The sequence below is a fragment of the Heliobacterium chlorum genome (assembly GCF_014502795.1).
Taxonomy (GTDB): Bacteria; Bacillota; Desulfitobacteriia; order Heliobacteriales; family Heliobacteriaceae; genus Heliobacterium; species Heliobacterium chlorum.
In genome coordinates this window covers 263,799-286,630 of the sequence record NZ_JACVHF010000002.1, presented here as the reverse complement: position 1 = coordinate 286,630, position 22,832 = coordinate 263,799, and the positions used below count along the sequence as shown (strand labels likewise).

Genomic DNA, 22,832 nt, shown 5'->3' with positions numbered 1-22,832 from the left:
CCCTGACCATGGTTTATCCGGGGGTTTGTAAGGTCTGACAGTGGCTATTGTTATGATTTGACGCCTGCAGTGACGCCTACGGGGTTTTGAAGAGTTAAAAGTTGAGGAAACAGTTAAGGCCCGGGATGAGAAATCCTGGGCCTTTTTGCGTTTTTGACATAGCGTTTACGTCGGTAAATAAGATGTTCATCTAACGGATTTTAAGGTAAAATATTCTATGGAGAATAGTCCGTATGGAAAGAAGTCTGCAAAAGTAACTATTGGCTTTTAAGGGGTGTTTTATTTGAGCCTTCCGCCCTACCTTTCGAACCTTACCGAATTGTATATCGACATTAGACGGAAATTAAAAGCAGAGATCGATGCAGTCCCTTATACACTTCGTGAAAAACAACCTATAGATGGCTATTGGTCAGTTTCAGAAGTATGTGCCCATCTATCGCTCGTTCAAACGTCCGTTAGTCGCATTCTTGAAAAGCTTATTAAGAAAGCTAATAAAGAAACACTGAACCTTCAAGGAACTGCAAACTGGGATACGAACCTACCTTCTTTACCAGAAAAGGTAAGTGCACCAGAAAAAACTGTTCCCGAAAAAGAAATCTCTTTCGATAATGCATGGACCGAGTTAGAGCTAATCCATGCCAACATATTACACCATATTCCGGAATTAGCCCCATTCGATTTAGGAAAGCTCACATTCCATCACCTTATCTTCGGTGAATTAAACATATATCAGTGGTTGAGGTTTAACGTTGAACATGAAGAACGACATACTGACCAAATTAGAAAAATAAAAAATATGTTTCTGATTGAATCTTTCATAGCCGCCTACAACGATTTTGACGTTGATGGGATGGTATCCATATTGCACGATAATATAATTTTTGAAAATTACTCAAACGGCGAACGAAATGTGTTCACTGAAGGTATTGGGGATTTCAAAAAAATAGCTGTACAGTCTGTCTCTTTTTTTAAGTCGAGGAAGCAAAGTATTTCCAATATTACATTTCAAGGGGATACTGCCGAAGTTACAATAAACTTTGAGGGTATATTGGCTGTTGATTTTTCTGAGAGCCTGAAGGCTGGCGAGACTCTAAAACTTCCGGGAAAATCCGTATACCGTTTTTCAGAGGGTAAAATCTTATATATTGTAGATTATAGTTAATTTTGCATAAGATAACAACCGTACAGGCTAACTTGCTTGACTTCGCAAGATATGCGATGGACTCGGACCTAATTATTTGTATGGGCGATACATTAAGCCATTTAGATAGTTTTGGAGAAATAGAGTGTCTATTTTGCAACGTTTTAGAAAATCTACGGAACAATGGTAAGTTTTTGATTTCTTTCAGAGACTATTCAATTGAATTATTGGGACTAGACCGATTTATCCCTGTCCAAAATGACGATAACAAAATAATGACAACCTTTTAGAGTTTACAGAAAATATCGTATTCGTCCATGATATGATTTACATGAAGGAGCATAATGGATGGAAACTTTATAAAAGTTGTTATAAAAAGTTACGAATTACACCTATATGGATTGAAGAACAATTGAAAAAAATAGGCTTTGAGATAATTCATCACGAGACCCTAACCGGATTTGTGTACTTACTTGCCCAGAAGAAATAAACCTAAACCTTCAATCTCCCTTATTGCGATCTTATACGTAAATGCCTGAGAGATTGTTATTTAGCGGTCAGGTGGCTCGTGAGAACGTGAACTTATATGGTCGCCCTTTACACCTCCTGCTGAATAACGTAATGAAACAACCATAAGGATGCAGCAGGTTCAAATCCTGTCGCCCCGACTATGATGAAAGTCCTGGCCTTTTCGCTGTAGATTGTCAGATTTTTGAGTGGAGGTAATGGTAAAAACTAGATAAAAAAATGAGGTCCCAGATGAGAAGTCCTGGCTTATTTTCTCGATAATGCTGCAGAAGGGCCTGACGCCTACGATGACGCCACGTTGAGGAAGCCTGTTAAGCACGCTCTTCCCTACTCGTCTTCCTCCAAACACACCGATTCCTCTCCCAATGAATAGTAATGAATTTGTAAGGAGGGGAACGGCTGTAATGCCTTTAGCACATGGAACATTTTTCCTATGCACAGTTTATCCTAATGACACTCTATACTCGATCGGAATGAGGTTCGGTAGTACGATTGAGCAGATAGATCAACTAAACGTATTATATCCACCATTTACAGATCCAGGGCTCGTTTTTCCTGGGCAGATACTTGTTGTACCTTATCGATATAATCCGACCACTCAAGTCTTTTACTCTATAAGGCCTGGCGATTCGATGTACTTGATTGCTAACCAATTCTCCACAAGTGTCGAAAATCTGAATAGGTTGAATCCGCAAATTAAAAATCCAAATTGGATTTATCCAAATTTTCCGTTAAAAATTCCCGTTCGGATATACATCGTGTCCCCCAGTGATTCACTCTACAACATAGCAAATAGATCTCGAATATCGATCGAGGCTTTAATTAGGGCAAATAGAGGACGACCTGGTTTTTCACCGGATGTACTCTTTCCTGGTTACGGATTAGTAATCCCGGACTCACGTCAAGCTTGACGCCTACTGAAATTTGAAATGGATATACGATGCCGTTAGGGGACACTCTTTGGCGACGTGATGGCTTTGTGATTACTAGTGGAGCATTTATAGCAGATATTACCGTTTGAGAATGCTTCAGCTTGACATACTCTTCCCGGAGCCGGTCAACCTCACGGGATACTAGGATAGATTTTGAAGAAAAGTTGTTGGTAAACTAATATCGTAATTAAATATGTAAAAGAAAAAGCGTCCGGCCCCACCACTGCCGAATGCTTTTTTCTTTTGTTTATCTGTAAAAAGAAGGAAACTGACCTCGGAACAGCGGATAATAGAGAACCCACCAGAAACGAATCTAACGGGGCCGAAGTACCTGAGTATTACCGGAAAAAAAGTTTATATCCTCAATTGAATCCCTATAGTCTTCCATAATATGAAGGAATATTGTGTTCTTGTTATTTGTTTATCGATAGATTCCTATTCCGACAGCAGCTGGTAACATCACCCCGTGGAATATAAACCATGCCCACTTTCCAAACCGAAAGGCTTCTTCGGGTATATTAGGCCTCATCCATACAAACCCCATTGAAAGTTAAATACATTAGCGGAGTTTATGAAATAATAGACGCTCATTCGCATCTCTAGCACCATAATCACTTCTCATGCATAATATGAAACGGAATAGTATCATGGATGAGGAGGATCAGTTTGTATCAATTTAACGCCTATAGTTACCACGTTTCCCAACTCCCAACGCCTTTTGGAACGTTGACTTATACAGTTCAACCCGGCGATACTTTGGGGAAAATCGCAAGGGATTACGTGACAACTGTTCATAACATCTTACTGTTCAATCGTATACCCGATCCAGACTTTATTTCTCCCGGTCAAACAATCATCATCCCGTTATCTCCACCAGAGTCTATCCTTTATACCGTTCGTCCCGGCGATTCGTTATATTCTATTTCTAACAGATTCGGCACTGGGCTGAGTCTCACGATTTCTATCAACTACCTTTTTCCTCCGTATATTATTTATCCCGGACAACAACTGGTTGTGAATCCGTCATTGCGTTGATCGACCATGCGTTAGGGTAGGCATAAACACAGTTACGCATCAATCTAGGGTATGGGCCAGAAACGAAAGAGAAATACTAACATAAATGAAACTGATAACTGGGTGTTATTCTTACCTGCAGGATCGATTAGGTTCTGGCAGGGATGGTTATATTTTGTAGTGTTTTTCAGGTCATAGTGTTACGGGCTTTAAACGAGGAGGAAGTATTGTTGAGGGAACTACCGGGGTATAGGGCGTATTGCTCGCAAACAAGATATCGGTTGTTCCCTATGGTTTGGTGAAAAAAGCGTTCGGCAGTCATGGGGCCGGACGCTTTCGTATTTGACCTACCTTTACGTCAATACTTGTATAAAACTTCCCCAATGCAACCGCCTGATACTCTCTTAAGATTGATTCCGCAGTGGCAAGTTCTTCATCTGATTTACATTCAACGGACACGATGATCTCTCCTGAAGGAATGGCATTACTTCGTTGATCTCTTTTTCGTATAGATTTATCTATCATGTATCCCAATCCAGCCCCCAGAATCATTCCCAGGAGACCCACTGTTATTGACCCGACATAGAGAACAGAACCGAAAATGACACCAAACAGCATGCCCACTGTTCCAGAAAAAGCCATCCCATCAAATAAACTAAGCCCGTCAGATTTATACATGTCATCGATTAAAACAGATGTTCCTTTAACACAGGTATCCAGCGGTACAACCCTCACTCTATCACCGATAAACCCCTTTTCTTGTAAAGCATAGACACCTAATTCCGTCTTTAGAGAAGTTTTAAACAACCCGTAGATGCACTTCATGCAATCACCTAACCCTAGTATAAACCGGAAGAATAGGGTTATTCTAACTACACACTACTTTAGGAGTGTGTAGTATTGGAGCAGTTCCGATTAAAACGCATGAATATAACCGGTTTATCTATCGGAATGTATTCAAAAAAACCACCCTGGATGTCCGCATGGTGGTCGGCAGCTTTGCCGGGTCTTGGCCATTTGTGTATGGGAGAATATTTTAAGGGACTCATCCTAATGTCCTGGGAAATCTTTGTTAACTTAAAGGCTAATCTAAATCTGGCGATATTATATACCTTTAATGGAAGATTTAACCAAGCTAATGAGGTCTTACATCCCGGTTGGGCTTTAGTTTATGTCTCTATTTTCTCTTTTGCCATCTTTGATAGTTACCGAATGTGTGTTGAATTAAATACTTTATCTGACTTAGAGCGAAAACAAAAAAAGAGATATCTTAAGTTTGCCCGTTACTCCGTCTTAGGTGTTAATTACTTAGATCATAAAAATCCATGGGTCGCAGCTTTGTGGTCTGCATTATTTTCAGGATTCGGTCATATTTACAACATGAAAACATTGAAAGGCATAATACTGTTATCTTGGTTAGCAGTTATCGTATATCTCTCAAATTTTCCTATGGGGATTATCTATACGTTCACTGGACGCGTTCAAGAAGTGAACAGTATGCTCAACTATGAGTGGCTATTGTTTTACCCATCAGTCTATATATTCGGAATATGGGATTCCTACAATGATGCAGTAGAAATGAATAAGCTCTTTGAAGAGGTGTTTAAGAATCATTTAAGAGAAACTTTTGGTGGTTTTTCTAAAAACCCAAAGCCACTAAAATAATAGCAAACCCAAACCCCGGATAAATATAAAACCGCTGTCCTGTGGTCTTCTTCACAGAACGGCGGTTTTTCTTTTAGGTGTTAAGGGCTTTTTCTAAGTTCTCTTACTTTGAGTTCCGAGACACCCGGATCAATCCAGCACAAGTGATGATTTCAACACCACGGGCCTCCAAGGCGTCTAAGAGCAGGTTCATTCCCAAGGAGTCACTGGCCATATGACCGGCGATGACGACATTGATGTGGTTCTTTTCTGCTTCTTTGCGGTGCTTTTCCCCCATGTGCATACCGACGATGGTGCCTACCCCCGCTTGGGAGAGTTTTCCGTAAGCATCTTCAGAACCGGAGGTGCCGCCAGTCATGTCGACCATGACTTTTCCACAGCGGCCTTCGGGACGGCCCGTAAAGAGGGTTGGACCGGAACCCATATCGGCGGCTGCTTTATATTCGGGAATTTCCTTTAAAAGCTTCAAGATTTCGCCCACTTTGGTCGGTTTTTTCTCTTCGATCTTTTTGGTTAAGAATGTCTGCACCTGATTGTCGGCAGGCGTATGGACGCACATCATCGACAGCCCTAAAATGCGGGCCGCATCGACAGCACGGTTATGGTTAAGAGGAGCTAACCCACGTTTGACCTCGCTGATGCGGCTAGACAGCAGTCCTTCGGCTACGTTGATCGGTACGCCCAATTGAGCCAGTAGGTCTTCCTGCATATGCATGACATCGTGGAGAGCCGATAGGGCTTTGCCTTCCGGATGGTGTGCGATGATCAGGTCGATGGGCTGTCCTTTTTGTCCGAGACGATCAGCGAGCAGAACTTCGCCGACTTCGATGTCCACACCGACAAGGATCCGTTTCACATCCCGATCAAGATCGCCTACTAAGAATCGGGTGTCGCTATAGGGATTCTTTAAGGCCTCTTGGTCGAATTCGGCTTTTTGTTCCTCTTTCATTTCTTCGAAGTCTTTCGATTTTTTGGATAAGAGGGATTCTACTTCATTACGACCACGGGGGTCTGCATCGATACCCATGGAGACCATGAGTTCGTAAATTTCACGTGCCTTCAATGATATTCCTCCTAAACAATGCGGTTTTCGAAGTTTTTCCGCGAGTATCGCAAGATTTTATTACCCTTTCGGTTTCGCGAGAATCTTTTTGACGTCCTCAAGGGGCTGGCAGTTCAATATGTCCTTTGGCTCCAACCCGGCCCGGCGGGCATTGTTTACGCCGTAGGAGATATCCCCTAGTTTAGCCCGGTCATGAGAGTCAGTGTTGATCGATAACATGATGCCGCATTCTTTTGCCATTTTTGCATAAGGTGCAGCCAGGTCGAGGCGATCAGGCGATGAGTTGATCTCTAGAATCGTTCCCGTTTTCGCCGCCAAGTCAAGCAACCACTCCATATCGACATCGTAAGGCTCCCGAGCACCGATGAGCCGGCCTGTCGGATGACCGATGATGTCGACATGAGGATTTTTTAAGGCTGTTTCCAACCGGGCATGAACCTTGTGCCGCTCTTGCCGCAATCCGATATGAACGGATGCAATGACGAGATCCGTTTCTCGTAGCATCTCATCGGGGAAATCCAACCGGGCGTCAGGTAAGATATCCATTTCAATCCCTGAAAAGACGGTAAAGTTTTTATCGCGGTGGGAAAGATTTCGAATGGCTTGTCGTTGTTCCCGCAGCCTTGTCTCAGATAATCCCCGGGCGACGCTGAGCGACTGGGAATGATCCGTGATCGCCATGTATTCATATCCTCGTTCCCGACCAGCGTCGATCATCTCCTCTAATGAAGATACGCCATCGCTCCAGTGGGTATGAATATGCAAGTCCCCCCGGATGTCAGTGATCTTGACGACTTCGGGAAGTTTTCCCTCGGCAGCAAAGGCCACTTCGCTGCCTTCCTCTCGTAATTCCGGCGGAATCCAGGGCAGAACGAGATCGCGGTAGTAGTTGATCTCAGCTTCCTGCGTGGTGATAAAACGCTGCCAGTCGCCGCTGTATCCATCGCTCCTTTTGGCTCCTCGCTCCTGTAAGGCGGCCCAGTGAGCTTGCGACCCCGTTGATTCCACCCATCGAGCGATGAATTCGGCTTCATCGACGACTTCCACTTGGACCGGTAAGCCAAAGCTCAACTGAAAGCGGACAAAATTAGCACCGTCATCGAGCAATTTTACGGCGGCAGGGTGTTTTTCGATTAAATCGAGGATTTTATCAGGTTCTTGGGAAGAGGCGAGCAAGTGAATCTCTTCCACCACTTCCTGACTACGGCGAAGGTCACCGGTGATTTCGGCCCGGTGCACTTCCGGCAGGTTTTGCAGAAATCGGACAAATTCTTCTGCGATCGGACGGGCTACGCCGATACCAAACTTGCCGCTTCGGCGGCGCAGCATCTCCACACCACGGATGACAGCCACTTCCGTCTTGGCGGCAATTCCAGGCAGCAGGCGTAGCTTGTGCTTTCGGGCACCTTCCTCAAGTTCATCGAGGGTCGTATATCCGTTGCCAAAAAAGGTCCTTACGGCTCGGATACCCACACCGGGCAACCGGAGCATATCAAGCACTTCCGGAGGTACTTTTTCACGCAGGTTTTGGAGTTGCCGGCTCGCGCCCTCTTCCAGCATCTCGTCAATCTCCGCACAGAGCCCTTTACCGATGCCGTCGATTTTGGCCAGTTGCCCACGATCGGATAAGGTCTTTACTGGTGTCTCGATCCCTTCGACAATGCGGGCTCCTTTACGGTACGCTCTTACCTTAAATGGGTTCTCTCCCAGGATCTCCATTAAATCGGCTATCTCCGTGAGGGCCCAGGCAATTTCCTGGTTGTGCATCGCTTCTCCCTCCTTCCGGCTATTTTGCCCAGGTAGCAAGGAAAAAAGCGCCGGAATCCCGGCGCTTAGAAATCAGGGAATCATTTAGAGGAGCCGGAATCTTCTAGAAGCTTGATCAGGTCGTCATAATCTTCCTGAAGCTTCGCCAAGTCATGAGCTAAGTGAAAAGCGACCAGCACAGCGATCTTCGAAACGGACAGGTGGTTCGCCTTACGGGCGATATCCTGCATACGCTCATCAATCATACCAGCCAATTTTCTAACCTGTTGGGGAGGAACAGGGCTTTTGATAGTATAAGGTTCACCATAAATATGGACAGTTGTCTTAAAAACCTCTTCACTCACTTTGTAGCTCCCCCTCGACAGCGACAGCATTCGAGTTTTTCTGGTTCAGTAATCAATTTCCTTTTCGCTGCCAATGTCGAAAAACCCTTTTTTGAATAAACAATTATCTAAATTGTGCGCCTAGGCGTTCTATGAGGGCTTTTTTGATAGATTCGTGGGCATGATTGACTTCTTCATCCGTAAGGGTACGGTTAGGAGCTTGATAGCGAAGCGTATAGGCAAGGCTGCGGAAACCAGCGGAGATCTGGTTGCCTTGGTAGACGTCAAAGAGTCGCCACCGTTCTAAGAGATCGCCGCCGACTTCGGCGATGACGGCTTCTACCTGACCTACCGGTACGTCTATGGGTAACACCATCGCCATGTCGCGGTCAGTAGAGGGGAACCGGTGCAGCGGGCGGTAGTCGCCTTTTGCCCGGGCCAGCAAGGTTAAGGCGGAAAGGTCCAGTTCCATCACGACCGGACGAGCCACAAGGTCATAAGCTTCCCGTACATCAGGGTGAACTTCTCCCATGTAACCCAAGTCAAAGACCATGCCGTCTTGGACGATCTGTAACCGGGCTGATCGGCCGGGGTGCAGATAAGATAGTTCCGTCTCACGGGACCAGGTAACGCCTTCGATTTTTAAAGCAGTCAACAGTTTTTCGATTATCCCTTTGAGGAAATAGAAGTCGTACGGTTGGGGTTTGCCGCTCCAATGGACTGGTGCCGCCCCCATGACGAGGGCCGATACTTTCCAGGCTTCGTCCGGCAATTCTTTGAGCGGCAGGGCTTTCGGCAGGAACGTTCCTCCCAACTCGAAGATAGCTAGGTCTGGAATACGGCGGCTCGCATTACGGGCGGCCACTTCCAAAAGCCCCGGTATGATCGTCGGCCGGAGGATTCCCTGTTCTTCACTCAAGGGATTTTGCACCGGAATGACCTGACGGAGGTGATCATCTGTAGGGATAACGAGACGGTCCAAATGGCGGGGGTTGATGAAGGAAAAGGTCACCACTTCACGGAATCCGCTGCCCACCAAGGTGTCGATGATTTTTTCCCGCACCGTCTGGGGCCATGTGCGCTGTCCAACCGTCGTCTTGCCTTGAGGCAAGGTGGTTGGGATCCGGTCATAACCGTAGAGACGGGCCACCTCTTCGGCTAAATCGTGCTCGCCTTGGATATCAGGACGATAGGTGGGCGCGACGACGATACCGGCGCCCCCTTGTTCCCCTTCGGCTACTTCTTCCCACTGCACAGGGAATTGAAGGCGTTGGAATATGTCTTCCATCTGTTCCGGATGAATCGTCGTGCCCAGGAGGGCGTTGATCCGGCTGGCCCGGAAGGGGACTTTCGTGGGCTCCATCGGGCGCAGGTAATTGTCCACATATCCAGGAACCACATCAGCTACACCCAATTGAGCTACCAGTTCGGCAGCGCGATCCATGGCCAGTTTCACCGTATCGATGTTGACGCCTTTTTCAAAGCGCTGGGAGGCTTCCGAGCGCAAGCCCACTTGCCGAGCCGTGCGGCGTACACTGGCTGGGTAGAAGTGAGCCGCTTCCAGTAGGATAGTGGTCGTTTTTTCGGTGATCTCTGTGTCCAGGCCGCCCATGACGCCGGCTAAGGCGATGGCTTTTTCGGGGTCGGCGATGACGAGGTTCTCCGAGTTGAGCTCCCGTTCTTGACCGTCCAGGGTGACCAGTTTTTCCCCGGCACGAGCACGGCGGACGACGATATGACCGTCCTTGACGGTGTGATAATCAAAGGCATGGAGCGGGTGGTTCATTTCGAGCATCACATAGTTCGTGATGTCGACGATGTTGTTGATGGGGCGCATCCCCGCTGCCTGCAAGCGGCGCTGCATCCAAAACGGGGACGGCCCCGGCCGCAGGTTGGTGAAAAGGCGGGCCGCATAACGTCCGCAGAGGTCGCTGTCTTCAATAGTGACCTTCACTTGCTCTTCCGTTCGGCCTTTCCCTTTTTCCACCACTTTCACATCGGGAAGCTGCAGCGGTTGGCCGGTAATAGCCGACACTTCCCGGGCCACGTTGATCACAGCCAAACAGTCAGCCCGGTTGGGCGTCAATTCTAACTCAAGGATAGGTACATCGAGTCCCAAAGCCTGGGCGATCGGCTGTCCCACCTGGGCATCTTTGTCGAGGATTAGGATACCTTCCCGGTCCTCTGGAGAGATGGTCTTTTCTTCGAGGGCTAATTCTTCGGCGGAGCAGAGCATCCCTGACGATTTGATACCGCGAAAAGCAGCTTCACCGATTTCTGTACCGTTAGGGAGTTTCGCACCGGGAAGAGCCACCGGGACTTTATGGCCTTGGCGAACGTTTTGGGCGCCCGTGACCACTGTATATTGACGCTCTCCTGTATTGACCGTGCAGACCCAGAGACGATCCGCTTCGGGATGTTTTTCGATAGCATCGATATGACCGACAATGATCTGATCTAATCCAGCGTCTCGGCAAAGGACATTCTCAACGGCAATGCCGGAACGAGTCAGTTTCTCGCCTAAATCAGCCGCTTCCATGCCAGGTTTGACGTACTCACCCAGCCATTCCATGGATACACGCATGGGATTCACCTCATATTTTTGTACGTTTCAATATCTTGGTGGTACATTGATCATCCAAGTTAAAACTGGCTTAAAAACCGCATATCATTTTCATAGAGCAGTCGCATATCATCAATACCGTACTTCAGCATGGCGATCCGTTCGACGCCCATACCGAAGGCGAAGCCAGTCACTTCCTGCGGATCGTAGCCGCCGTATTTCAACACGTTAGGATGGACCATGCCCGAACCGAGGATTTCGAGCCAGCCTGTGCCTTTGCAGACACGACAACCGCTGCCGCCGCAACCGCAGGAGATATCCACCTCGGCGCTCGGTTCGGTGAAGGGGAAGAAGGATGGACGGAGCCGAATCTCCCGCTCTGGACCGAACATCTGGCGGGCGAAGGTAAGCAAGGTGCCCCGCAGATCGCCGAAGGTGATACTTTTATCAACAACCAATCCCTCCACTTGGTGGAACATAGGGGAATGGGTAGCATCATCGTCACGACGGAAAACCCGCCCTGGGCAGATCACTTTCACCGGCAGTTGGGGACGGATCCGTTCCATCGCCCGGATCTGTACCGGCGATGTATGGGTGCGCAGCAGGATATCCGGTGTGATATAGAAGGAATCTTGCATATCCCGGGCGGGGTGATCTTGCGGTAAGTTCAGGGCTTCAAAGTTGTAATAATCGGTCTCCACTTCCGGGCCTTCGGCGATTTCATAACCCATCCCCAGGAAGATTTGCTTGATTTCATCGATGACAAGGGTAAGGGGATGTTTACTGCCGACAAGGGCTACCTGACCTGGCAGGGTGATATCGATCGACTCACTCGCTAAGCGGGCTTGCTTTTCTTTTTCTTTGAGTTGGCGGCTCTTTTCCTCAAGCATAAATTCAATGGCCGCCCGGACTTCGTTGACTAAGGCACCCATAGCAGGGCGTTCTTCGGCAGGAACTGCTCCCATGCCCCGCAAGATTTGGGTCAGTTCGCCTTTCTTTCCGAGATAACGGACGCGCCAGTCCTGCAGCGCTTCCGTCCCTTCCACTCCCTGCAGTTCATCGGCAGCTTGGAGCCGAATTCGTTCCAATTGTTCGCGCATTTGGTTAAACCTCCGGTATATTCGGTTTGTCCATAAAGGGACTCTTGAATAAAAAACAAAAAACTCCCATCCCCTATGGGGACGGAAGTTATTTTCCGCGGTACCACCCCGCTAGGCTGCAGAAAAAACAGCCCACTCGGCCGACAAGTGTCGTTTCCCGATAACGGCGGGAATGCCGTCGAGACCTACCCACTTGTGCGGCATAACGATGCCGACAGCTTCAGCCTGAAGCTCCCGGGTGAATTTCCTCCCTATCGGCTTGAACGGGGCTTTCAGTCTATGGCACCCGTTTCCCTGGCAAGCGACGCTAGGAGTACTTCTCCCGTTCTACGCTTTTCCCTGCTCTTTACTGTATCAGCAAGCGCCGATATAGCATATATGCTGCAACCGAACCCGTCATTGTGAAGACACGCCAGAAAAAGTCAGCGGAAAACACCGACGACCACAACCTTTCTGCGTTCCAGGGTCCACCAGCTAGGGAAATTATATCATAGCCCTTTTTTCGAAGCAACCGAACGATGGCGAGCGGCTTCAAAAATCAATACAGAGGCAGCGATAGCGGCGTTGAGTGACTCTACCGGGGGAACCAAGGGGATGCTCACGGTCATGGAAGCCTTCTCCCGAAAGAGCGGTTGAGGACCGACCGCTTCGCTGCCGATGACGACAGCGATGTTCTTCTGTGCCCATTGGGCTTCATAATAAGGCAGACCATCAGTAGCATCGGCCACAACGATGGAGATCTTTTTTTCCTGTAGTATGTTCACCAGTTGTTCCACAGAGGGCACTGTAGCTACGGGTAATCGAAAAAGGGACCCCATGGCCGCACGAATGACTTTGGGACTATGGGGATCGACCGTCCCTGCCGTGAGCAGTACTCCCGACAAGCCGGCCCCTTCGGCAGTTCGAATGATGGTTCCCAAGTTTCCCGGATCTTGCAATCCGTCGACGATCAATAAAAAAGGATCTTCTTTATCAAGCACTGCCTCCCAGGGGACAGCGGGCAATGGGGCTACCGTAACAATCCCTTGACTTTGTTCCGTTTCCGTAATGGAAGCCAACGCTCGCTCGTCGACGTCAACGCAATTGACGCCGGCCGCGACGAGTTTATCCAATAAGAACTTTCCCCGAGGATTGTTGGCAACCCGCTCCGTGTAAAGAGCATATTCGAGAGCGAGTCCGGAAGAGACGGCTTCTTCCACGAGGCGTACTCCTTCGATCAGGTACTTCCCCGTTAAGATTCGCTCTTTTTTCCGCGATAGAGAGCGCGCTTCCTTAATATATTGGTTGTTGAGCGATGTGATCGTCAACGGGATTCCCCCTCAAAACGGTTCAGATCTTCGTTGGAACCGACAGCCACGATGATGTCTCCCGCATCAAAAGTCGTATCGGCCCCTGGCGATGCGATGACATCGTCACCTTTACGAACAGCGATCACAGTGATGCCATAGCGAGCCCGCAGGTCCGCTTGGCCTAAGGCTTGGCCGATGAACCGTTCCGGTGTGCGAATCTCCACCAAAGAATGGTGCGGTGACAGCTCCAAGTAATCCATGACCGTCGACGTTGCTAATGCGTGGGCGACCCGCACACCCATATCTCTTTCGGGGTAGACCACCTGATCGGCTCCCACTTTCGTCAATACCTTGCCGTGGAGATCGTTCTGAGCCTTGGCCACGACATGTTTGATTCCCATATCTTTTAAGATGACCGTCACCAGGATGTTCGCCTGAATATCGGAGCCAATGGCGACGATGACCGTGTCGAAGTTGCGAATGCCCACTTTTTTGAGCACGTCTTCATCTTTGGCATCGGCCTGTAAGGCATGGGTGACAAAGTCGGCCACTTCATTAACTCGTTCTTCCGATGTATCGATAGCCAGCACATCATATCCCATCTGGTAGAGCGTCTTGGCGATGCTGGTACCAAAACGTCCTAAGCCGATGACCGCAAACTGCTTAGCTTCTTTCGGCTTTGCTTTCACCATATTATGTTTCCCCCTATCCCACCATGACCCGTTCCTCAGGGTAGCGAATTTTGGCTTGTTCCCCATTGTTTAAAGCGACAGCGATCGTCAGTGGACCCACACGCCCGGCAAACATGGTCAGCGCGATCAGTATTCTGCCAAAGTCGCTTAGATGGGGCGTCAAACTCATCGTAAGTCCAACCGTACCAAAGGCCGACGCAGCCTCAAAAAGCAATGCCAGAAAATCCGCATTTTCACTGATCGTCAGCAACATGGTGACAGCCATCACCAGCAACCCTGACAATACCGTAATCCCTACTGCTTTGTAGATGTTATCCGGCGGAATGCGCCGCTCCATGATGCCTACATCAATTTTTCCGTTTCGCATGCTCCAGACTGCTGCGATCAGTGCCGCTACCGTCGTGGTCTTGATTCCGCCACCCGTCGAACCTGGCGATGCACCGATAAACATGAGGATGACCATCAAAACTGTGTGGCCGGCCGAAGGTCCACAATGCTTACTGTGTTATAACCAGCCGTCCTAGGGGTAACCGCCTGGAAATAGGAGGCTAACATTTTCCCTGGCCAACTCAGAGTCCCGAGGGTTTTGGGATTGTTCAGTTCAAGCAAAAAAATAGATACCGTTCCGATGACGATTAAAGCAATGGTCATCATCCAGACCAACCGGGTATGCAACGAAAACCGCTTTACCTCCCGAAAACGGTAGGTTTCGGCGATGACCGTAAAACCAAGACCGCCAAGAATGATCAAGGCAGCTATGGTCAATGTCACCACGGGATCTTCCACATATCCCGTGATGCCTCGAAAACCGCCGAAGAGGTCAAAGCCAGCATTACAGAACGCTGAGATGGAGTGAAAAAAACCGTAATATATGCCCTTGGCAAGCCCCATCTCCGGGATAAACCGCAGCGATAAGATAACGCCGCCGATCCCCTCAATGAGAAAGGTGGCAAAAAGCACGTGTCTAGCTAATCGAACTACCCCTTGCATAGACAAGCTGTTCAATGCTTCTTGCATGAGCAGTCGTTCTTTGAGGTTGATTTTTTTCCCCATCAACAGGTAGATGAGTGTGGCCATCGTCATGAATCCGAGCCCGCCGACCTGAATCAAGGTGATGATGACCAATTGTCCAAGCAGGGAGTAATTATCGTGGGTGTCCACGACGATAAGCCCTGTCACACAGACAGCAGAAGTGGACGTGAATAAGGCATCAAGGAAACGAGTTCCGACACCGCTGCGCGATGCCACCGGTGTGCTAAGCAGTAATCCCCCGATGAGAATGATGAGTGCAAATCCTAAGACCAACACCTGTGCCGGCGATAAGCCATAGGCTGGTCGTTTTCCGCGGACATAAGGGGCAAAAACAGGCTTCGGTGGCTCATATCTTTCCATAGATGAACCTCTTGTCTCCCTGTATAGATTTTAACAAACGTAGACTAGGGGGTTATCTAAAACCTTCCGTTAGCTTTCCCAGAAAAACAAGACATGACCAATGGCCATGTCTTGTTTTTTTCATCGTCTATTACTTCAATTGTCCCTTGGCCACGTCGACAAGCTTGGCAAAAGCAGGCAGGTCGTTTACAGCCAGGTCGGCGAGCATCTTCCGGTTGACAACGACGCCAGCCTTTTTCAGACCGTTCATCATGTTGCTGTAGGAAATGCCGTTCATACGGGCAGCCGCATTGATCCGGGTGATCCAGAGCTTGCGGAAGTCGCCTTTTTTCTTTCTCCGGTGCGCATAAGCATATTGCAGCGCTTTCATAACGGACTGGTGGGCTGTGCGGAACAGCTTGGAATGGGCGTTCCGGTAGCCGCGAGCCAGTTTTAAGATTTTTTTATGTCGTTTACGAGACATGGGTCCCGTTTTTACACGAGCCATAACAAGACCTCCTGTGGCGCTTTTGGCGAAATTTCTAATTTAAGCAGGATCGACGATTCGTTTATAGGTAAGGCAGAAGAGCGTTCAGTTTCGGCGTATCTTGCTTGGAGACTACATCAGTGCCGCGGAGTTGGCGTTTCCGTTTGGCTGATTTCTTCTCCAGGATGTGGCGGGTAAAAGCGTTTTTCGATTTAAATTTGCCGGAGGCCGTTTTCTTGAAACGTTTGGCTGCCCCACGGTGAGTTTTCATTTTAGGCATCTAGTTCAGCTCCTTTACGGGTTAAAGAGACAGCGTCTTATTCGCTAACTTCTCCTTTGGCCGGGGCTTCCGCTTTCTCAGCCGTTTTGGCATCGCGAGGCTTCTCAGCCTTAGGTTCCCGCTGGGTTTCGGCTTTTGGGGTCAGGATCATGATCATGTTGCGACCTTCTACTTTGGCGTCTCGCTCCACGTTGGAGATCGGTTTGCAAACCTCTGCTAGGCGGACGCACAGCTGCCGTCCCAACTCGGGATGAGTAATCTCCCGTCCACGAAACATGATGGTGACTTTGACCTTGTCTCCATCCTCTAGGAACCGGATGGCATTGCGGGCTTTCGTGTCGAAATCATGATCTTCAATGTTCGGGCGTAGTTTAACTTCTTTAATACTGACGATCTTTTGTTTCTTCCGAGCTTCCCGTTCCCGCTTGCTCTGCTCGAACTTATACTTGCCGTAATCCATGATCCGGCAAACCGGCGGTTTGGCCATCGGAGCCACTTCCACCAGGTCGAGATTACGCTCTTGCGCCATGCGCAGCGCGTCCCGCACGGCTAAAATCCCCAGTTGTTCACCATCGGTGCCCACTAAGCGAACTTCGCGGACGCGGATTTCCTCATTGATGCGCAGGTCCTTGCTGATAAATGTTCACCCCCTGAAAACTTTCGAAAAAAAGACAAACAAAAAAGCGGGTTTTCCACCCGCGCTTTCCACAAAACCGCTCCAACAGGCGTACCGATGCTTTTACCGCATCTGGCGCCGTAGGGGCCTTGACGGATTAACCCAGGGAACTTCTTCGCTCCTGGGTGAGAAGCGGATGGCTTCTGCTTGTTTGTCATTCCGCAGTCTAATATAGCACGGTTGGCACAGTCATGTCAAGGTTTTTTCCAGTTAAGTTTAGTCCTAGCCTTTATACTTTATTGCAACGAACCAATTTCTAATTTTTGGTATAATTTATAATTACATCATGCATAAAGGAGGTAGAATTCTATAGAAGAAAATAGGGTATTTCTTTATACGGTAAGTTATCTATTCGCTTTCGGTTGGGCAATCGGGTTTGTTTTTCATCTGCTTTTTCGAAAGAGAATTATTAATCGTATAAAAAAACTAGATACATTCATTTGTACGATCACTTCAAGCGGCGATTTGTCACAGCGCTTCATCGTCGACGGTAATGATGCTCTTACCGATCTTACCGACGACGTAAACGAAATGCTAGCCACGATAGAAGGCGCCCAAGCTCAACTCCGGCAAAGTGAAGCAGAATATCGCTACCTTTTTGATGAAGCCCTGACGGCCAACTTCATCGCCGCACCTGACGGAAAGATACTCCTCTGTAATCGCACTTTTGCCGAAATGTTTGGCTATCCTTCTGTGAACGACGTTTTGTTAAGCCACCTCGCACATCTCTTTCCCGACAAGCAGACCTATCCATGGTTGCTGGAATCAATAAAAAAGGAAAAAAAGCTGGAGCATTTCGAGGTGGAAATGGTAACGCTCGACCAGCGCCGCATCAACGTGATAAAAATCATGGTCGGCCTTTTTGCAGAGGGCCAGTTGCAACAGATCATTGGATACATTCACGATGTTACGGAACGCAAGCGAACCGAAGGGCGTTTGCGCTATCTAGGAATTCACGACATTTTAACAGGTCTCTATAACCGCAGCTATTTTGAACAGGAAATGGATATCATCGACAAAGAGGGCTTTGCCCCGGTCGGCATCATCGTATGCGACGTGGACGGGTTGAAATTCGTCAACGACACCCTCGGTCACAATCAAGGGGACCACTTGCTCATGGAAGCAGGGAAAATCCTTCGCAAGTCTTTCGGTACCTCCTCTATCTTGTCCCGGATTGGCGGTGATGAATTTGCTGTGCTGCTGCCAAATACCGATGAGGCGACTGCGGCGCTAATCACTCAGCAGATTCGGAAAAAGATCGCCGCTTATAATGAACAAAACAGGGAACTTCCTTTAAGTCTGTCGATCGGTTACGCCGTACGAACTGTTCCTTCTATAAGCATGAGTGACGTTTTTAAAGAAGCCGATAACAATATGTATCGAGAAAAAATTCATCATCGGCAAAGCGTTCGCAGTGAGCTCGTGCAAACCTTGACGAAAGCCTTAGAAGCCAGAGACTATCTCACCCAAGGTCACGCCGAACGACTTGAGCATTTCGTCACCTCCCTCGCCAAAGCGGCAAACCTCCCCGTTAAGTCAATAGCCGATCTGCAACTCCTGGCCGAATTTCACGATATCGGTAAAGTCGGTATCCCCGATTATATTTTGAACAAACCGGGACCCTTAACGGAGCAGGAAAAGACGGTCATGCAGCGCCATTGTGAAATCGGCTATCGCATCGCCTGTGCCTCCCAGGATCTTCTTCCCATCGCCGACTGGATTCTGAAACACCACGAATGGTGGAATGGCAGCGGATATCCCCTTGGGTTGAAAGGTGACGAAATCCCCTTGGAGTGCCGGGTTTTAGCCATTGCAGACGCTTTCGACGCGATGACGAACGATCGCCCCTATCGAAAAGGAATGACAGTCGAAACTGCCTGTGCAGAACTTGCCAAGAATGCCGGTACCCAGTTCGACCCCTATTTGATTAAACACTTTTTAGAAATCATACCGAATATCTCCGCCCATCCGCCCAAACCTCCCCTGTGACGACAGGGGAGGTTTTATCTTTTTCTACAATCCCCTGTTCAATCACACCATTTTTTTCCACAGAATAGACTTTAATTGTAGCCGGGTATTTGGCTGTAAGAACAGTAGGTAATGGAGTGGTAACTGTGAGCGAACAGACTAGGGTCGGACTCAACACTCGTCAGGTTTGGTTTGACGGCAGACCCGTTCCTTTGGAACAACATGATCTCTGGTCCTTGATCCACAATTCGAATATTACGAAGGTCCTTGTAACCCCAGCACAGCGGCATAATGGAAACTTTCCATTGAAAACGGAACTGATCACAGAAATCATGGAAACTTCAGACCTCGACGGTATCCCTAACGGGGAAATCGTCCTCTCTGAGAATGGTCCTCTTCTCGAAGCCGCCAAAGCAAAAGGCTATCAAACTTGCATTTCTTTCTTTATTAAAGGTACCCAAGATGACCTGGAAAAAGCCAGCCTAGAGGCGATGAAACATGATTTTGCTATCGTCGACTTCGACCTCCCCACCAACATTCCTTTGGAATTGATCATCGCCCGTCTGCAAGACAGCAAGACGGTTCTCTTAAAAAGGGAATCCACCTACGCCGACATGGAAGTCGCTTTCGGTGTTCTGGAAAAAGGAAGCGACGGGGTCTTGTTGGCGACAACAGACTTCCACGAAATCATTAAAGCTAGTGACTATGTATCTCTACAAGACAAAACCACTCTAGACCTCTGCCCTCTCCTCGTCAAAGAGGTCCGTCATATCGGCATGGGCTTGCGGGCTTGCATCGACACCACGGGGATCATGAAAACCGACGAAGGCATGATTGTGGGCTCCACGTCGAACGGGGGAATTTTCGTCTGCTCAGAGACGCATTTTCTGCCCTATATGAATCTGCGCCCCTTCCGGGTCAACGCCGGGGCAGTGCATTCCTATGTCTGGGCCCCCACCAATGCCACCGAGTATTTGACAGACTTACGAGCCGGCAGCCAAGTTCTCTGCGTCAACACCAAGGGGGAGACTCGGAAACTGATCGTCGGACGGATCAAGACGGAAGTCCGTCCGCTGCTGCTGATTCGAGGAATTGCCGCAGAAACGCCGATTAACGTGATTGTTCAGGACGACTGGCATATTCGAGTCATGGATGTGAACGGTCAGCCTCGCAATGCCACTACCGTTCAACCAGGCGATCAACTGCTTGCCTATGTTTGTGAACCGGGGCGTCATGTCGGTATCAAGGTTAATGAACAAATCCTTGAATACTAGGAGGCCATCGAAAAAATGACAGGTAAACAGATCCGTCTGGGACGTCTCATAAAAGATTCGCAAGGTTTGATCGTCGTCCCTCTCGATCATGGGGTAACGGTCGGTCCGATCCATGGGTTGACTCATATCGCCGAAACGGTTCGTCAGGTCACAGAAGGCGGCGCAGACGCCGTCATCGTCCACAAGGGCTTGGTGAAAACCATCGCCCCGGTCTTGGCGAACAAAAGCGAGTTGATCATCCACTTATCGGCTTCCACCACCTTATCACCAGAACCGAACCGCAAGAGCCTCATATCGTCAGTGGAACAAGCGCTGCGTCTCGGTGCGACAGGCGTTTCTGTACAGGTAAACTTGGGAACCCCTTCAGAAAACGAGATGCTGTTCCATCTGGGAATGGTGGCCGAACAATGCGATCTTTGGGGATTGCCCCTGCTCGCCATGATGTACGTGCGGGACGGTTCCGAAGATAGTGAATATAATACGGAGAAAGTTAAGCATGCCGCCCGTGTCGCCGAAGAGTTGGGCGCTGACATCATCAAGGTGAACTACACTGGTTCGGTTGATTCGTTCAAGGAAGTTACCAGTTCCGTCCGAGTACCCATCGTCATCGCTGGCGGTCCCAAACAAAATTCGAAGGAAGACTTCTTGAAAATGGTTTCTGCTGCTTCTCAAGCCGGCGCCAAAGGGGTAGCTATCGGAAGAAATGTCTTTCAAGATCCAAATCCCCAGGAGCTCACTCGCGCCCTTCGAGATGTTTTCAACCCGTTGTTATCTCAGCCCTCGTAAGAACCTTAACTATGCATAAGGGGGAGCAATCATGTCTCGCAAACACCGTCATACCAGCTTTCAGCCCAGATCTTCCTGGGCTTTTATTCCCAATCAAGTACCAAGAGGGCTGACGCCACCGTCGTCCATAGACGAGAAGCAGGAGCACAAAGATCCGTTGTCTGAAGCGATTGAACTCCACGATGCCGGAGTAAAAGGAGATAAATCTGCAGTGATACGCGCTCACCAGATTTTATCGGATTTGCATTCGTCATCATCGGATCCGTTGGTCCAGTCCTATTACGGAAGCGCGACTTGCCTTTTAGCCAGGGACAAAAAAGACCCGAATGAACAATTTTCTAAAGCTCTGCAGGGCCTGAAAGTCCTCGATGAAGTCGTCAAAACCCACCCCGATCATATTCAAAGCCGGATTCTCCGTAGTCAAGTCTGTCTCCGACTCCCCGAACAGTACTTTCACCGAAATCGGGTCGCTGTCGACGATTTAACCTATCTGGCATCCCGCTTTGAACAAGACCCTGCACTGTTTCAGCAAGAATTTTACTGGAAAATCCTCTACGATCTCGGAACTGCCCACAAAAACATGTCAAAAGTGAACGAAGCCAAAAGCATATGGGCCAAATTGCTCAGTGTCACATCCGATGGAAAGTATCGGCGTTTAGTTGAGAGGGAGTTGAAACAATGAGCCATGCATAATCAGCGTCGAGAAATTGCACCGCGAATCAATTCCTGGTCAGCCATACGCCGCGGCGTTAGTGCAATCTACTCGGGTACCGGATATGGCTATGTAGTGGTAGACAAAGCTCGCATGCAAAAAGGGAGAGAATTACACCACAAGGCTTTATCAGGAGATAAAGAGGCCCTTCGAGCAGCTTTTGATTTCTTTGAACAGCTTTACCAAGAGTATCCCGAAGATGACGTGGTTGCCGCTTACTATGCCGATTGCTTGTCCTTATCATCACTGTTTTCACAACAAACCTTTGCCATGTTTAAGAATGCGGTAACTGCATCCAAACTGCTCGATTCATCGGTGAACAATCAACCGGACAATCATGAAATCCGGATGTTACGAGCTTATCAAAGTTTTCGTCTCCCTGAGGGGTTCTTTTGGCGGACCATGACAGCCATTAGTGACTTTGAGTACTTGATTGAAGAGTATGAATCCGGTCGTACCTCCCTGGCGGAAAAACAGTACCATCAACTTCTTTTTGACTTAGGGTGCGCCTATCAGCGCACCCAGATGACAACAGAAGCTGATCATACCTGGAATCGGCTGCTCTCTCTTATTCCTGATTCGTCTTACGAGAAGGAAATCGAAAAGAAACGGGGTCTCATACCGGTTGAGTGGGAAGAAAAGGTCAACTCACTAACTGCAAAGGAAGACCTGTTACAAGAAGGCATCCGGCTTCACGATCTCAGCGTCGCCGGCCATAGTGGAGCAGCCAAACTGGCCCACCAAGCCTTGTCTAAAGCCTATGAGCTCGATCCCGACGACGCCCTCATCCACGCCTACTTAGGCAGCACTAACGCTTTGACCTGCCTTCACGGGAACGACGCGAATGCATTGTTTTTTAGCGCCATTTACGGCTTAAAAACGCTAACTGAAGCCTTGTCCAAAGATCCTGAAAATCCTCGAATTCACCTCTTACGCGCTTATATGAATTTTTCGCTCCCGGAAGTCTTCTTTCATACCACAGAAACGGCCATCAAGGAATTCCTCTATCTGCTCGACGCTTATGAGAAAAACCCCGCCATTCTCTCTCCCCAGGAATACTGGCAGATGATTGACGACCTGGGAGTAGCCTACAGCCGTCTCGACCGCGACCAGGAAGCTAGACAAACTTGGGCGAAGCTGGCCGATTGCCCTGATCGGGAGCTTGCTTCAAAAAGAATTTCGAGTAATATGGAGTGAATTC

Annotated in this window: 20 protein-coding genes, 1 pseudogene and 1 other annotated feature; of the genes and pseudogenes, 8 read left to right on the top strand and 13 right to left on the bottom strand. The window is 48.6% G+C overall.

Annotated features, from left to right (window positions below; genetic code table 11):
* Positions 1-283: 283 nt before the first annotated feature.
* Positions 284-1,162: a nuclear transport factor 2 family protein gene (locus H1S01_RS04480; RefSeq protein ID WP_188038897.1), complete on the top strand. Its 879-nt coding sequence runs from the start codon at positions 284-286 to the stop codon at positions 1,160-1,162.
* Positions 1,163-3,267: 2,105 nt separating this feature from the next.
* The gene (locus H1S01_RS04470; protein ID WP_188038895.1) at positions 3,268-3,636 is read left to right on the top strand and encodes a LysM peptidoglycan-binding domain-containing protein; all 369 of its coding nucleotides are present in this window, start codon (positions 3,268-3,270) and stop codon (positions 3,634-3,636) included.
* A 297-nt stretch (positions 3,637-3,933) separates the two neighbouring features.
* Here the strand turns inward: H1S01_RS04470 and H1S01_RS04465 are convergent, their stop codons facing one another.
* Positions 3,934-4,440 (bottom strand): hypothetical protein, encoded by a 507-nt coding sequence (locus tag H1S01_RS04465; RefSeq protein WP_188038894.1) that lies wholly within the window; start codon positions 4,438-4,440, stop codon positions 3,934-3,936.
* Positions 4,441-4,515: 75 nt separating this feature from the next.
* Here H1S01_RS04465 and H1S01_RS04460 point away from each other — a divergent pair, with 75 nt between their 5' ends.
* Positions 4,516-5,280 carry a hypothetical protein gene (locus H1S01_RS04460; protein WP_188038893.1) on the top strand — a complete coding sequence of 255 codons (765 nt, stop codon included), beginning with the start codon at positions 4,516-4,518 and terminating at the stop codon, positions 5,278-5,280.
* A gap of 103 nt (positions 5,281-5,383) precedes the next feature.
* Here H1S01_RS04460 and H1S01_RS04455 read toward each other — a convergent pair whose 3' ends face one another.
* The 12 genes and pseudogenes from H1S01_RS04455 to infC form a co-directional block, all read right to left on the bottom strand.
* Positions 5,384-6,343 carry a Nif3-like dinuclear metal center hexameric protein gene (locus H1S01_RS04455; RefSeq protein ID WP_188038892.1) on the bottom strand — a complete coding sequence of 320 codons (960 nt, stop codon included), beginning with the start codon at positions 6,341-6,343 and terminating at the stop codon, positions 5,384-5,386.
* Between the two features lie 60 nt (positions 6,344-6,403).
* A complete protein-coding gene (gene polX / locus H1S01_RS04450; protein ID WP_188038891.1) occupies positions 6,404-8,110 on the bottom strand; it encodes a DNA polymerase/3'-5' exonuclease PolX in 1,707 nt (568 codons plus the stop codon).
* Between the two features lie 80 nt (positions 8,111-8,190).
* On the bottom strand, positions 8,191-8,454 hold the full coding sequence (locus H1S01_RS04445) for a cell division protein ZapA (protein ID WP_188038890.1): 264 nt from the start codon (positions 8,452-8,454) through the stop codon (positions 8,191-8,193).
* A gap of 103 nt (positions 8,455-8,557) precedes the next feature.
* Positions 8,558-11,017, bottom strand: coding sequence for a phenylalanine--tRNA ligase subunit beta (gene pheT / locus H1S01_RS04440; protein ID WP_188038889.1), 2,460 nt, complete (start codon positions 11,015-11,017; stop codon positions 8,558-8,560).
* Between the two features lie 59 nt (positions 11,018-11,076).
* The gene (gene pheS / locus H1S01_RS04435) at positions 11,077-12,096 is read right to left on the bottom strand and encodes a phenylalanine--tRNA ligase subunit alpha (RefSeq protein ID WP_188038888.1); all 1,020 of its coding nucleotides are present in this window, start codon (positions 12,094-12,096) and stop codon (positions 11,077-11,079) included.
* Positions 12,097-12,170: 74 nt separating this feature from the next.
* Positions 12,171-12,435: a binding site (T-box leader), on the bottom strand.
* Between the two features lie 7 nt (positions 12,436-12,442).
* Positions 12,443-12,532, bottom strand: a complete 90-nt coding sequence (locus H1S01_RS22245) for a YqzL family protein (RefSeq protein ID WP_170292065.1) — start codon at positions 12,530-12,532, stop codon at positions 12,443-12,445.
* Between the two features lie 52 nt (positions 12,533-12,584).
* Positions 12,585-13,403, bottom strand: coding sequence for a TrmH family RNA methyltransferase (locus H1S01_RS04425; RefSeq protein WP_188038887.1), 819 nt, complete (start codon positions 13,401-13,403; stop codon positions 12,585-12,587).
* Positions 13,400-14,077, bottom strand: coding sequence for a potassium channel family protein (locus H1S01_RS04420; protein WP_188038886.1), 678 nt, complete (start codon positions 14,075-14,077; stop codon positions 13,400-13,402). The genes H1S01_RS04425 and H1S01_RS04420 overlap by 4 nt, the downstream gene beginning before the upstream one ends.
* Positions 14,078-14,090: 13 nt before the next feature.
* Positions 14,091-15,469, bottom strand: a pseudogene (locus H1S01_RS04415) (TrkH family potassium uptake protein).
* Between the two features lie 130 nt (positions 15,470-15,599).
* A complete protein-coding gene (rplT, locus tag H1S01_RS04410; RefSeq protein ID WP_155477490.1) occupies positions 15,600-15,956 on the bottom strand; it encodes a 50S ribosomal protein L20 in 357 nt (118 codons plus the stop codon).
* A gap of 61 nt (positions 15,957-16,017) precedes the next feature.
* A complete protein-coding gene (rpmI, locus tag H1S01_RS04405; protein WP_155477489.1) occupies positions 16,018-16,215 on the bottom strand; it encodes a 50S ribosomal protein L35 in 198 nt (65 codons plus the stop codon).
* A 37-nt stretch (positions 16,216-16,252) separates the two neighbouring features.
* Positions 16,253-16,852: a translation initiation factor IF-3 gene (gene infC, locus H1S01_RS04400; RefSeq protein ID WP_188038947.1), complete on the bottom strand. Its 600-nt coding sequence runs from the start codon at positions 16,850-16,852 to the stop codon at positions 16,253-16,255.
* Positions 16,853-17,356: 504 nt separating this feature from the next.
* Between infC and H1S01_RS04395 the strand changes: the two genes are divergently transcribed.
* The 5 genes from H1S01_RS04395 to H1S01_RS04375 all read left to right on the top strand — a co-directional run bounded on the left by H1S01_RS04395 (position 17,357) and on the right by H1S01_RS04375 (position 22,828).
* The gene (locus H1S01_RS04395) at positions 17,357-18,880 is read left to right on the top strand and encodes a sensor domain-containing diguanylate cyclase/phosphohydrolase (RefSeq protein WP_188038885.1); all 1,524 of its coding nucleotides are present in this window, start codon (positions 17,357-17,359) and stop codon (positions 18,878-18,880) included.
* A gap of 125 nt (positions 18,881-19,005) precedes the next feature.
* Complete coding sequence (locus tag H1S01_RS04390) at positions 19,006-20,133, top strand: 3-dehydroquinate synthase II domain-containing protein (RefSeq protein ID WP_188038884.1); 1,128 nt, start codon at positions 19,006-19,008, stop codon at positions 20,131-20,133.
* A gap of 15 nt (positions 20,134-20,148) precedes the next feature.
* Positions 20,149-20,919: a 2-amino-3,7-dideoxy-D-threo-hept-6-ulosonate synthase gene (locus tag H1S01_RS04385; protein ID WP_188038883.1), complete on the top strand. Its 771-nt coding sequence runs from the start codon at positions 20,149-20,151 to the stop codon at positions 20,917-20,919.
* Positions 20,920-20,950: 31 nt separating this feature from the next.
* Positions 20,951-21,601 carry a hypothetical protein gene (locus H1S01_RS04380; RefSeq protein ID WP_188038882.1) on the top strand — a complete coding sequence of 217 codons (651 nt, stop codon included), beginning with the start codon at positions 20,951-20,953 and terminating at the stop codon, positions 21,599-21,601.
* A gap of 3 nt (positions 21,602-21,604) precedes the next feature.
* On the top strand, positions 21,605-22,828 hold the full coding sequence (locus H1S01_RS04375) for a tetratricopeptide repeat protein (RefSeq protein ID WP_188038881.1): 1,224 nt from the start codon (positions 21,605-21,607) through the stop codon (positions 22,826-22,828).
* The last annotated feature ends 4 nt before the right edge of the window (positions 22,829-22,832 follow it).

Coding starts and splice junctions, on each gene's coding strand:
- H1S01_RS04385 (WP_188038883.1), top strand. CDS start 20,149: ATGACAGGTAAACAGATCCGTCTGGGACGTCTCATAAAAGATTCGCAA.
- H1S01_RS04375 (WP_188038881.1), top strand. CDS start 21,605: ATGCATAATCAGCGTCGAGAAATTGCACCGCGAATCAATTCCTGGTCA.
- H1S01_RS04380 (WP_188038882.1), top strand. CDS start 20,951: ATGTCTCGCAAACACCGTCATACCAGCTTTCAGCCCAGATCTTCCTGG.
- rplT (WP_155477490.1), bottom strand. CDS start 15,956: ATGGCTCGTGTAAAAACGGGACCCATGTCTCGTAAACGACATAAAAAA.
- polX (WP_188038891.1), bottom strand. CDS start 8,110: ATGCACAACCAGGAAATTGCCTGGGCCCTCACGGAGATAGCCGATTTA.
- H1S01_RS04465 (WP_188038894.1), bottom strand. CDS start 4,440: ATGAAGTGCATCTACGGGTTGTTTAAAACTTCTCTAAAGACGGAATTA.
- pheT (WP_188038889.1), bottom strand. CDS start 11,017: ATGCGTGTATCCATGGAATGGCTGGGTGAGTACGTCAAACCTGGCATG.
- rpmI (WP_155477489.1), bottom strand. CDS start 16,215: ATGCCTAAAATGAAAACTCACCGTGGGGCAGCCAAACGTTTCAAGAAA.
- pheS (WP_188038888.1), bottom strand. CDS start 12,096: ATGCGCGAACAATTGGAACGAATTCGGCTCCAAGCTGCCGATGAACTG.
- H1S01_RS04420 (WP_188038886.1), bottom strand. CDS start 14,077: ATGGTGAAAGCAAAGCCGAAAGAAGCTAAGCAGTTTGCGGTCATCGGC.